Genomic DNA, 11,653 nt, shown 5'->3' with positions numbered 1-11,653 from the left:
CCTTCAGTCCTGCCCACTAGACAGACTGAATCACCGATATCTCTGCGTCGCAACTGCTGACTTTTTCAACGAAATCGGCCCATCTGAGAAGAGAGACGTGGATGCGCAGGCCAAGGCCGCGCATGACGGAATTATTCAACCGGAATTGAAATCATGCCGTCACCGCTCGCGCGTGCGGTCGCAGCTGCGGCGGTGACGCATGACCGTATCCAGGGCGAGCACTTTACGTTCGCTCCGATGAAATACGACACCGATCGTGACGCGCCGCTGATCTCCGATCCGGCGCGCACCGTGGTCGAGCACGTGCTGTGCCCGTTCGGCGAGTCCGCCGCCCGCGCGGGTGCCGGGGCGTTCGCACAAGCTGGCGTCAAGCCGGAGCGCGCTGGGCATGCGACCGATCGGCCCTATGTCTCGCTCGATCTGTCGCGTCTGGCCTGGCGCCCGCGCACCGGCGACCTCGTGACCCAGGAGGCGACCGGGCGGCGCTTCCGCATTCACGAGGTGCTGCCATCGACGCCGGGCTTTGTCCGGCTCACGCTCAATGGGATCTAACCATGCTGGCACGCGAATTTCTGCGGCTGACGGCGCTGGAAGCGCTGCGCCCCTCGGCGCTGCTGCCGAGCAGCGGTCCCTGGCCGACCATTGCCGGTGCCTATGTCTCGGACTCGCGCATCGATCCGTTCGATGACCTCACCGACGACGAGAAGCGCCCGCTGATCGCCGTGTTCACGGAAAACTCGTCGCTCGCCAGATCGCGCAGGCTGGCCCCGCCTTCTATAAGGGTGAGGTCGATCTCGTGTTCGAGATCTCTGACGTCGCCAACTTCCATCAGGACGGCAAGGTCATCGTCGACTATGCCGACACCGATGCGGCGGTCGAGGCCTCGCTCGGCGTGCTCGAAGATCAGATCTTTCACGCGCTGCATTTCGGGCCGACCGGCGCGCTGTTCCGGCAAATGGTCAAGCTGCCGTTCGAGGAGTGGCACTCCACCATCAAGCATCGCTCGGGCGAGGAAAACAACCGCCTCGCGGCCCGGACGATCCGGGGCCGCATCCGGGTGAAGGAGGCCTGTTACGACCCGGCGCCGGCCTCGCCGCCCGCGGATTTCGACCGGCTCCCGGCCGCGCTCAAGGCGATCGCGACGCAGCTCGGGCCGTCCACCTATCTGCACCGTCTCGCGCTCGGCATGGCGCGCGCCGTGTCGGTCATGCCGACACGCGTCAACCTCGATATGGTCGCCATCAAGGCGGTCCCGCAACCCGGCGCCATCAGCACCGAACCGGTGCAGTCGGCCGCCGACAATCTGCAAGGTGGATAATGGACAATATCTTTCTGAAGCCAGCGCCGCCCGCGGCGGACGGCGTCGTACGCGTGCGCGATCCCCAAACCGGCGCCCCGCTAGCCGCGAGCGGCGAGTGGAAAGCGCGGTCGCAATATTGGACGCGTCGGCTTCGCGACGGTGACGTCATCGAAGTGCAACAGGCCGAGGCGGAGCCCACTGCAGCCACGTCGACGTCCGGAATTGGACCCAAACCGGAAGCTACCGACCCTCACATCGAGTAGACCCGTCATGCTCCCACCCCGATCGAGGACAAATCGACTCATGCGGCAGGCTCGCCGCAAAAACTGGAGGGAGAAGAGAGAGCGCGGCAAAACGCTCAACGTAGGCTAGAAGTTCCACCGTGGATGTGGTACTGAGATAAGCGATTCGTATATAGATACCGTCTTTATGCTTTAAGGATTGCATAGTGACTGACCGGCGTGACGAAATTGAAGCTTTATTGAAGCATGAACGCCTCGAAAAGGTCCAAGGTTACACGAAGCGCGGAAGGCGCTTTCAGCTTTTGCCAGATGCCGAGTTGGTTGATTTCTGGGTACTTGCGATGAACCATTGGGCCGACGGCTCAAACGAGTTCACGTCGCAAGACCTTGATGATTGCCAATCTGAGATGATGTTGAGGCGCATTGAACCGCCATTCGATCGCGTAAGCGAGATATGGGAGCGTGTTGCTCGAAGAGCGGACATTCATTTCAACTTGATTGATAATGATCCAAAAGCTCGCGCCGCTACGGAAGCTTTGTTGGAAGAGCAACTTGGGCAGTTTCGTCAGCAGACCAGGCGCCCGAAGCATTAGTTGTGAGTTGAGAGAAGGCCGATCTGCACACCGAAAGGCTCATTACCGGACCAAGCGGAACGCAAACGGCAGAACTGCTTTTGGCCCATCTTGGACCTAACGGTAGCCCTCGCAGGCCGTCTGTTTTCGGGCTACAATCGGAAGTGGGCCGTAGGACCGCCCCAAGGCCGGCTTTGACCCGAAGCCAGCATCGTCTGTGGGCTCTCGGCACGGTTCCTGCAATGATCGCGCAGTACGCGAGAGACGTTGTCACACCGATCACCTTCTGCCTAGATCTTCTGCGAAACGGAGGAGGTAACCATCAGGGTCTTGCACCAGAAATTGCCTGTTGCCCCGCTCTTCGCCCGTAATCTCGTACCAAGCATCGTGACAGTCTCTGAAAAATGGCCAATTCGCTCCCCTCAGGGCTTCGACGAGGGGAGCGACCGAGTTGACAAACATTTGGAAGTTAATCCCGCGTCCCAACGGACGCTCAAGATTCCCAGTCTCCCAATTGCCGTTTCGCTGTTGTAGCATGAGCTGAGAGCCCTGCAACTCTATGTACATGAAGCGGTTCGCCGGTCGCTGATATGCGATTTGAAAACCGAGTATTCTGCACCAGAACGCCTCGCTCCGCTGCAAATCAAACACGTCCAACTCGGGGACCAGCCGGGCGAACCCTCCGGCAGGCAATCTGTTCTTCGATGTTTCCATTCCCCCGCGAGGCTCCTCGATGCAGCGCTGATCGCTCGCATGTTCTTAGCATTCGCGAGCCGCATTGACGATCGCTTCCTTGGCGGCGTCGGTTCAGCAGCGAGATCCGGTACGCAAAGACACGAACGCGACGTCGGACAATTTGCTCATCTGGCGCTCGATCGCTCTGAAGATCGTCGCACGAGGCTCCGCCAAGGGGAAGACGATTTCGCCAACTGATCAATCCATTCCTCGGCTAACACCAGCGTGCAGGAGCTCGTTGAGAGCGGCGAGTCAGCCGAACGATTACTAGCAGCTCAACTCAGAGATTCCCCGCCTTTAGCGAGGTTTATCGATTATGTTCTCTGCATCTGTCTCCGACATGCTCGGCTGAAGGATAGTGCAGCGGTTCGATCTTTGTTGCCTCAGGTCTGTTCGTCTTCGGATTGATTGTCGCCCTCATCGAGCTTTTTCATGTTTTCAAGGATCTTCAGCAGATCATGCAGACCGTGCACCGTGTCGTTGACGGAAATATCCGCCAGCACGTGATCGTAGTAGGTATGGATCTTCGGTAGCGCGAGCGTCTGCCAGACATGGCGACCAGTATCCGTCCATGACGAGCCTTGATCTCGGTCGCGCTCGTCCTGAGCGATCGTCACGTGTCCGCCGCGCCATACGGCCGACGAGTCCCGCGAGATTCTCGCCGGCTGACCCTGAGGTACTCGACAAGGTCGCCGCCGCTCATTCCGCTCCGTGCCTTCGGGCGGGGACAGCGCGCCCAGCACCGCCCATTGCTGGGTCGTCAGCCCCTCCTCCTGCACGGCCCGGGCCCCCGTTTTATGCAACATATTGGCCGCGTCATCACTGGCGAACAACAGAATGGCGCCGGGCAGATCATCCGGCTGGCCGATGCGACCCAGCGGGATCGAGCGTGTGAAGGCCTCGACCAGCTTCGAAGGCGGAGATCATCGGCCTCGCCAATGCCGGCACCGATACGATCAACGCGATCAAGACGGCCGGCGAGTTCGGCATCGTCGCCGGCGGACAGAAGCTGGTCGGCCTGGTGCTCTTCATCAGCGACATCCATGCGCTCGGCCTGAAGGCGGCGAAAGGGCTCATGCTGACCACCGCCTCTTACAGGGACCTGAACGACAAGACTCGAGTTTTCGCTGAGCGGTTCGCCAGGCGCAGCAACGGCAAAGTGCGCCCGATGAGTTAGGCCGGCACCTATTCCACCACGCTGGCTATCTGCGGGCCGTCGAGAAGGTCGGCAGCGCCAAGGACGGCGCAGCTGTGATCGCGGCAATGCGCGACGCTGGCGCCTTTGATGATCCGCTGTTTAGCAAGACGATCGTGCGCGTCGACGGACGGGTCGCGCACGACATGTATCTGGTCGAGGTCAAGGAGCCGGGGCAATCGAAAAAGCCGTTCGATTACTACAAGGTGGTTGCCACGGTCCCGGCCGATCGCGCATTTCGCCCTCTGGCCGACGGCAACTGCTCGCTGGCGCAATGACGCCTCGCCTGCTCCCAAAGGTCAGGCCGGCGAGGAACAGTCCGCGCAGTCGGAGCGGCCGGCCGACTGCGATGCGCTCCGCCCGGCAGATCCGGACGGAGCGCGATCGGCTCACTCGGCGGTCTTGCGCGGCCGCGACCAGAGGAGCGTGTAGCCCTCGCCGCCCTCGTCCTCGAACAGGTTGGCGTAGATCGGGGCGTTGAAGGAAGGATCGTCGAGCTTGAGCGAGAGATAGTCGCGTCCCTCCTCGGAGTGACGTGCCCAGGCGGCGCCGATCTCGACCCGCCCGGCATAGACGCGGTGGCTGGGCGCGTTCTCGCTGGAGCGGTTGGCTTCGGGGACGATGCGTACACCCTTGGCCTTGAGGCTCAGGGTGATGATCTCGCCCTGGAAATCGTCGCCGACCTTCTTGAAGGAACCGATGGAAGCCATGTTGTCTCTCCTTGGCTGGTTCGGGCCGCGACCACCGCGGCCTCGATGGCGCATATCGGACGAACGGCGAGCGACGGCGCACCCGAAGGGCTGAAGCGGCAGCGGAGGACGGCGTCGGCCAACTTTCTTGTCCCGCGAGGAATGGACGTTCCGTCCAGGGGAAGAAAGTTGGCCGGCGGCGTTGCGCTCAGGCGATCGAGGCCCAGCCGGCCTTCGGCCAGATCAAGCCATCACGAGGCAAGGTGCGTCACTGCCTGATCAGTTCACGGGAGAGACATGGTGCACTGAGGCTGCACAAGAGATCGGGATGATCAGGCGAAAGATCAGAAGCCACCGAGAAGAAAAGCGTGTGCCGATGTGTGCCCTGGCTGCCAAACGTCCGTCATGCCCGGCGAAAGGCCTGGGACAGTCGAGATCCGAAAGGGGGTCCAGCCGGTTCGAGCAGAGTCCCGACTATCTTTCCGATGGAGCTCGACGCCTTGTCGTTCAACGCTAGCGATCCGCATCAAGCTCCTTGAGAACGAGGGCAGCGAGAGCTCTACGCTCCTGTGATCCCGACCACGCTGAACGCGGGGGCCGCTCGGGGTCACGTCTTGCAGCGAGACTGGCGGGGACAGTTCGTAGGCGAAAGACCGATGGAAGGCGGCAGCACGAACCAGGGATGTTCCGACCACGCCGCGCCCGCACAACGTCGTAAAGGCCGGCAGGCACGACCAGTCCAAGAGGCCGTGACGAGAACCAATTGCTGCCGATTGCAGGTATCGTCGCGCGGTCAGCGCGTCAGACGACCACGACCGCTCCCGCGCCACCACGTGCAACGCGATTCAAGCAGACATGCATCTCGATGACGAGTGCAGAGAGTCGCCTGGGATATCGACGCGGGCCGCTTTAGCAAGGCAAAGGACCTGCAGAGTTGACGGCGCTCACGCGTCGCCTTGGCCAGGAGTCCACACGGAATGCCAAGCCCGAGCGCCTCGTCGGCGAGGTTGCCCTGGATCCCCGAGCCGGGAGAGAACGTGACGCCGATCGGGAGTGTCTCGAGTAAGGCGTCGGTGCGCTTGAAGGGATCTGATCGATTGGAGGCCGCGCGCAGTTCAGTGGATGGCGGCATACATGATCTTCTCTTCGGTCGCTTCGATCGCCGAGAATTCTTCGACGACCTTGCCTTGCCTTGATACCAGGATCCGATCGGATAGCGCTATAATTTCCGGCAGATAGGAGGATATCACGACCACAGCTCTGCCTTCATCGGCGAGCCTGTTGATCAACTCGTGAATTTCGACGATGGCCCCGACGTCGACCCCGCGCGTCGGCTCATCGAAGATGATCAGCTCCGGATCCTGAATCAACGACTTGGCGATGACAACCTTCTGCTGATTGCCGCCGGAAAGCTCGACAACCTTGACCTCGTCGCCGATGGCGCGAACCTTGAGACGTTCGATCCAGGTCTTACCGACCCCATTTCTTTCACGACGCGACAACCAGGCTCGCCCTTTCGGAAACTTGGCAAGCAGACCCAAATAGATGTTGCGCGCGATCGAGGCCGTCTCGAAAAAGCCCTCCACCTTGCGGTCTTCGGTGACGTAGGCGATTCCGGCTTTCACGGCCGGCGCGGGGACGCGATATCGCACAGACTTGTCGTTGAGCAGAATTTCTCCACCGTGAAAGAAATCACGCTTCAGAATACCCGAGACGATCTTAAAAGTCTCGGTTCGGCCCGAGCCGACCAGTCCGAACACGCCCGTGATCTGGCCCGCGAACACCGACAATGAGTTGTTCCTGACCATCGGCGCCATTTTGAGATTCTGTATTGTCAACACGCGCCTGCCGGCCGGGCGCACTTTGTCCTTCCGCACACCATAGAGCGTATTTGAGAGGTTTCGTCCGACCATGGCCTGAACGATGCGCGCTCGATCGAATCCCGAGGCGTCGTCGGTGACGACGTGCTTGCCGTCCCGCAGGACAGTAATGCGATCGGCCAACAGCAAGGCTTCTTCGAGCGCGTGCGAGATGAAGACGATCGAAACACCGCGCCTCTTCAAATCCCGCACCAAATCGAAGAAATACTTCTTCTCCTCTGGCGTAAGCGTCGCCGTGGGTTCGTCAAAGATGATGACTTTCGCCTTGTGCAGCACGGCGCGAGCGATTTCGACCATCTGCTTCTTGGCCGCGCCCAGGCCGCCGACGGTCGCCGTCGGCGCGACGTCGAAATTGAGAGATTGGAGGAACTGCTGAGCCGCGATGTAGATGCCGCGCAGCCGATTGTAGAATCGCTCCTGACCGAGAAACAGGTTTTGCGCCACGGTCATCGTCGGCACCAGACTGTTTTCCTGAAACACCATTGCGATGCCAAGATGCCGCGCCTCCAGCGGCGTTCTGGGAGACACCGCGACGCCATCGACCGTCATTGCACCTGACGTCAAGGCCACGACACCGGCCATGACCTTGGTCAAGGTCGACTTGCCTGCGCCGTTTTCGCCGACCAACGCGTGGATCTCGCCCCGCCGCAGCTCGAAATCGACGCCCTCGATCGCTGGCACGCCGGCATACAGCTTGGTTGCCTTCGACAGGGACAGGATGATCTCGCTCATGGAAGGACCTCCTGGCCAAGGGTTGCAAGGGGCAGCCTGAGCACCCTGCCCGGCCCCTTTGCGATCATGACGAGGTCGCCGCCGTATTCGACGGCAGCGACGATGCCGTGATTGACGCCATCAGCGCGGCTATGAAGCGAATAAACCGGCAGTCCGTCGGCACCGAGCCGGATGACGAGTCCGTACGACCGTGGCGGAGCCCACGGCTTCATGACACCCATGGTCTTGATGTGCGCTCCCTGCAGCGGTTCCTTGAAGGACTGGCCGGACCTGAGCCGTGGTGCCACCCAATAGTCAGGCTCGATCTCAGCAATCATGCGACGCCGGTAGGCCGGTTCGCGCAGCACGAACTCGACCAATTGCGTGCGGGCGATAAAGGCCGTCAGCCAGAAGCCGCCGCCATGCGCCGGTGCAAGCCGGGAGGGATAGACCGGCAGGTGACCGAGCACGACCGTGCGCGTGCCGCCGGGTGCGATCGAGACCAGACGGTGCCGCCAGCTTTCACTGACCAGCACGTCGTTGCCGTTTGCGACGGCACCGAAGGCGTAGCGAAGCCCGCCCGCAAGCTGCTGCATCGTCTGCGTCCGCGGATCGAGCCTGAAGACACGGCCGGTATCACCGAGCTCCATCAGGTCGCGCGCCCAATCGCCGACCTCATACGATGACGAACCATCGGTTGCGATCAGGGTGCCGTCGCCTGCGGGCGCAAGCGCGTTGACGGCGCGCAACTCACCGGTAAATGTCGAGACCGGGGTCTTGGCGGTGATGTCGTCATAGAAATGAACCTCAGTGCCGCCAATCGCAACGGCCAGACCGCCGGACGGAAGCATCGCCAACGCGGAGATCGGCCGCGCGAATCTGCGGATCTCCGTAGGCGACGATCCGGCCCATCGCAGGAGTCGCGCGCCGTCGGCGATGAGAAGGGAGCGGCCGTCGGACGCAATATCCTCCGGTGCTTCACATTCGAGGAGCGTTTCGGCTGCCTCCAGCACTTGATTGGCCTTCAGCGCCCCGTCGAACGACGGAACGGTGATGGTCGCATCGCCGCGGCCGAGCAAGCGGTTTGCGAATTCACGGATGGCGGCGATCACGAATGCCTCCTCCAGCGTGTATCGTAGTGGACGAAGTCTGGATCGGCGTTCTCCAGCTTGAAGCGCCCGATCCTGTTGTTGGCGATACCGCCGAGATAGAGATAACCGCGGTGTTCCCGCATCGAGGTAATCATCGGATGATTGACGCCCTTGAGGTCCCAGAGGGATTCCAGGATCTGGCCCTGCTCGTTGAACTTGACGACGCACCCGGTGTTGATGTTCGGAAATAGCCATTCGTCGATCGGCACCCGCTTGGCCATGCGCCGCCGGAAGCCCGGCATCTGCCACGCCAAGTCGAGCGAAGGGCTGCGCATGCCGACCAGCGCCAGCCAATAGTTGCCATCCGACGCCAGATTGATGTTGTCGGGATAGCCCGGCAGATTGTCCATGACGGTCTCGACCGCGCCTTTCTTCGGACCAGCGAACCAGTATCGCTTGATCGAGCAGCCGAAGGTCTCCGCGAACAAGATCGACTGACCGTCGCTGGCAACAGCGACGCCGTTCGGAAACTTAAGTCCGCGCAGCACGGTGTGGGTCGTTCCACTCTTCGTGTCGTAGCAGATGATGCGACCGTTGCCGCGCGCCTCCAGCCCGTCGACCGGCCACTCGTCCATCTCGTAGCGAACGGTCGCCTCGGAGAAGAAGATCAGTCCGTCATCGGTGATGTCGAGGTCGTCGGCGAGCCGCAGACGGCTGTCGTCATTCACCGAATACAGGCTGCGGTTGGTCTCGTCGGTGGCCTTCTCCACGGTCCCGTCGGGCGTGATGCGGTAGAGACCCATGCCGCCGATGCAGACATACAGATTGTCCTGGCGGTCGAACGCCATTCCGAGCGGCTGGCCGCCGATATGGGCGAACACCTCCATCCGCTCGTAGTCCGGCGGAAAGAACCGGATGATGTCACCGTGACGGGAGCCGGCATAGAGCACGTCGTTGCGGTCGAGAATGACATCCTCCGGCGCCTCGATCCGTCCGAGCCCGATGAGAGACACATCGCGAAGCTTGTCGTTCTGCTCGAACGGCCCGCCCTTGCCGATCTCGGTCGGGGGTGGCGGCGGCAGCGCATGATAGGTCGGGGCAACGTAGACCTTGCTGATGATCCGGTTGCGGTTCTTCTGCCAGCGTATATCGACCATGGCGGCCGCCAGGAGGATCGTCGCGAGCGCCATGCGGTTGACGCCGCCACGCGCGTTCATCGCGGTCAAGCCGTTAGTCATCAGGAGGACGATGAGCACACCGACCAGCGACTTGACGACCGAACCCTTGCCACCGCCCAGTGTGATCCCGCCGAGGACGGTTGCAGTCAGGACGATCACCTCGAGGCCGACGCCGATGTCGCCGCCCACGGTTCCGAGGCGGGCGGCAAAGAACAACGCACCGATGCTGGTCAGAACGCCGCTCGCGACGTAGCAGAGCGCGATGGTCCGCCGCACCGGAATGCCGGAATTGTAGGCCGAGCGGCGCGATCCGCCGATCGCCGTGATGTGCCAGCCGGGCCGCAGCCGCGTCAGAAAGACATGGCCGACGATGGCGACGATGACATAGAGCAGCGCGACGCTCGGGATTCCCAGAACATCCCCGCCGCCAATGAAATCCCACGAGGGGATATCTGGAAGCGATGACGCGATGGCGTTCGAATAGCGTTGGATCAGCAGATCGAACGCCGAGCGATAGATGATCAGCGTGATCAGCGTGGCGATGAAGGCGCGAAGTCTCAGATACCCGATCAAGACCCCGTTCACGGCGCCAAGCAGCCCGCCGACGACCATGGTCGCGACGACCACCGCCGGAACGGGCCAATTGAGAACGTCCAGGAGATAGAGCGCGCAGAAATCCGTCAGGGCGAACATCGACCCGACCGACAGGTCGATGCCGCCGACGATGACCACAAGCCCCATTCCGAGACCGATGAAACCGATCTCTCCGGCCTGGCGCGCAGTGTCGGCGAGACTGGCGGGGGACAGAAAGTGCTCCAGGACCCGGCTCAATGCGAAGCCGACGATCAGGAGCAGAAGCACAGGAACGGCGGTTTCGGTCCACCTCTTGGACAAGATCTCGCCGAGGAGATGGTCGGGCCAGTAGCGATATCGCAGCCGAGTCAATGTCTCGCGCATCTGCCTTCCATGGGTACTGCCTATGCAATCGTCTTGATGCGCGTCCCGGCCGAGCCGGAACGCGCGCCGCGGAGCGTCGTCACTTCTTGAGATCGGAGAGGTTCCAGCACGACGTCTGGGAGTCTGCGTTCTCCTTGGTGATCGGAATGAGCGTGCTGTATTCGAAGCCCTTGACCGAGCCCGCCTTCACCCCCGAGGACAGCAGCCACTTGATCGTTCCGGCCATCTGCGCCGCCTGCGTCGGCACGTCGTAGCTCATGTTCAGATCGAACGAGCCGTTCTTCACGAGCTCGCAGGCGCCCTTGCGCTCTCCACCGCCCGATGTTGCCAGGAAGACCTTGCCGGTGAGCCCGGCCTCCTTGATCGCAGCGGCAGTGCCGATATCCATTCCATCCCAGAAGCCCACGATGCCGCACAGGTCGGGATTCTGCTTCAGGACGGTCTGCGTGATGGCCTTGGCTTTCGCCGCATCCCAATCGGCCGCCTGGCTCGACACCACCTTGATTTCAGGATGCTTGGCGAGAACGTTCTCGACGCCCTTGAGTGTGTAGGCACTGGCGGCCGCGGACAGCGCCCCCTGAATGATCGCGATCTTGTTCGACTTGCCCTGGCAGGCCTTCACCACCCCTTCGGTCTGGCGTTCGCCGATCTCGATCCAGTTCGCGCCGACGAACGCGGAGCTGCGATAGGCTGATCCCATGTTGATCTGGATGACGTAGATCCCTTCGTTTTCGGCGCGCTGCAACAGCTTGGCATAGGTCTGGACGTCGGGATTGTGGATCACCATGACCGCCGGCTTTTCAGAGATCAGCGAGGTGACGGCCTGCGCCCCCGCGTTGGTGTTCCAGTTGGGATCACGAATCTCGAACTTGACGCCGTAGGGTTCGAGCTCCTTCTTCAGGCCCGCGTACCAGCCCTCCGTCAGATCGAAATTCATGGCGACCGGCACGTAGGCGACCGTCTTGCCGGCAAGCGCCTCGCGAAAGGTCTTCTGAAAGGGCTCGTCAAGACCCTGCTGCGCGAGCGCCGGCGCCGCAGCCGCCGCGAGCGTCACCGCCACCAGACTTCCAAATGCTAAGCTATGTGTGCGCATCGTCGTTTTC

At 61.8% G+C, this 11,653-nt stretch carries 13 protein-coding genes and 1 pseudogene; 7 read left to right on the top strand and 7 right to left on the bottom strand.

Annotation, left to right across the window (positions count from 1 at the left end):
* From QW861_RS33910 to QW861_RS33895, 5 genes are all read left to right on the top strand, one after another.
* On the top strand, nt 1-196 hold a 196-nt coding region (locus QW861_RS33910; RefSeq protein WP_316194031.1), incomplete at its 5' end, for a hypothetical protein.
* Nucleotides 154-552: a hypothetical protein gene (locus QW861_RS33905; RefSeq protein ID WP_315718664.1), complete on the top strand. Its 399-nt coding sequence runs from the start codon at nt 154-156 to the stop codon at nt 550-552. The genes QW861_RS33910 and QW861_RS33905, both read left to right, overlap by 43 nt.
* A gap of 244 nt (nt 553-796) precedes the next feature.
* Nucleotides 797-1,318 carry a hypothetical protein gene (locus QW861_RS33900; RefSeq protein WP_315718665.1) on the top strand — a complete coding sequence of 174 codons (522 nt, stop codon included), beginning with the start codon at nt 797-799 and terminating at the stop codon, nt 1,316-1,318.
* Nucleotides 1,318-1,563: a DUF2635 domain-containing protein gene (locus QW861_RS34125; RefSeq protein ID WP_409978007.1), complete on the top strand. Its 246-nt coding sequence runs from the start codon at nt 1,318-1,320 to the stop codon at nt 1,561-1,563. The genes QW861_RS33900 and QW861_RS34125 overlap by 1 nt, the downstream gene beginning before the upstream one ends.
* A gap of 185 nt (nt 1,564-1,748) precedes the next feature.
* A complete protein-coding gene (locus QW861_RS33895; protein WP_315718666.1) occupies nt 1,749-2,135 on the top strand; it encodes a hypothetical protein in 387 nt (128 codons plus the stop codon).
* A gap of 258 nt (nt 2,136-2,393) precedes the next feature.
* On the opposite strand, the gene QW861_RS34120 is transcribed toward QW861_RS33895, so the two are convergent.
* Nucleotides 2,394-2,828 carry a bleomycin resistance protein gene (locus QW861_RS34120; protein ID WP_409978008.1) on the bottom strand — a complete coding sequence of 145 codons (435 nt, stop codon included), beginning with the start codon at nt 2,826-2,828 and terminating at the stop codon, nt 2,394-2,396.
* A 404-nt stretch (nt 2,829-3,232) separates the two neighbouring features.
* Nucleotides 3,233-3,664: pseudogene (locus QW861_RS33890) on the bottom strand (MarR family transcriptional regulator); the annotation flags it as partial.
* A 107-nt stretch (nt 3,665-3,771) separates the two neighbouring features.
* On the opposite strand from QW861_RS33890, the gene QW861_RS33885 reads away from it, so the two are divergent.
* Together QW861_RS33885 and QW861_RS33880 are read left to right on the top strand one after the other, a co-directional pair.
* Nucleotides 3,772-4,026, top strand: coding sequence for an ABC transporter substrate-binding protein (locus QW861_RS33885; protein ID WP_315755052.1), 255 nt, complete (start codon nt 3,772-3,774; stop codon nt 4,024-4,026).
* An 86-nt stretch (nt 4,027-4,112) separates the two neighbouring features.
* Nucleotides 4,113-4,322, top strand: coding sequence for a hypothetical protein (locus tag QW861_RS33880; RefSeq protein WP_315718543.1), 210 nt, complete (start codon nt 4,113-4,115; stop codon nt 4,320-4,322).
* Between the two features lie 111 nt (nt 4,323-4,433).
* Here the strand turns inward: QW861_RS33880 and QW861_RS33875 are convergent, their stop codons facing one another.
* The 5 genes from QW861_RS33875 to QW861_RS33855 form a co-directional block, all read right to left on the bottom strand.
* Nucleotides 4,434-4,754, bottom strand: coding sequence for a DUF736 domain-containing protein (locus QW861_RS33875; RefSeq protein WP_315718542.1), 321 nt, complete (start codon nt 4,752-4,754; stop codon nt 4,434-4,436).
* A gap of 1,094 nt (nt 4,755-5,848) precedes the next feature.
* Nucleotides 5,849-7,345, bottom strand: coding sequence for a sugar ABC transporter ATP-binding protein (locus tag QW861_RS33870; RefSeq protein ID WP_315754948.1), 1,497 nt, complete (start codon nt 7,343-7,345; stop codon nt 5,849-5,851).
* Nucleotides 7,342-8,436, bottom strand: coding sequence for a hypothetical protein (locus QW861_RS33865; protein WP_315718540.1), 1,095 nt, complete (start codon nt 8,434-8,436; stop codon nt 7,342-7,344). Before QW861_RS33865 ends, QW861_RS33870 begins: the two co-directional genes overlap by 4 nt.
* Nucleotides 8,433-10,550, bottom strand: a complete 2,118-nt coding sequence (locus QW861_RS33860) for an ABC transporter permease (RefSeq protein WP_015663991.1) — start codon at nt 10,548-10,550, stop codon at nt 8,433-8,435. Before QW861_RS33860 ends, QW861_RS33865 begins: the two co-directional genes overlap by 4 nt.
* Nucleotides 10,551-10,629: 79 nt before the next feature.
* Nucleotides 10,630-11,643, bottom strand: coding sequence for a sugar ABC transporter substrate-binding protein (locus QW861_RS33855; protein WP_315754945.1), 1,014 nt, complete (start codon nt 11,641-11,643; stop codon nt 10,630-10,632).
* Between the last annotated feature and the right edge of the window lie 10 nt (nt 11,644-11,653).

Source organism: Bradyrhizobium sp. SZCCHNRI1029 (assembly GCF_032487555.1).
Taxonomy (GTDB): Bacteria; Pseudomonadota; Alphaproteobacteria; order Rhizobiales; family Xanthobacteraceae; genus Bradyrhizobium.
Note: the sequence above shows the minus strand (reverse complement) of the source record. Positions and strands in the feature narration are given on the sequence as shown.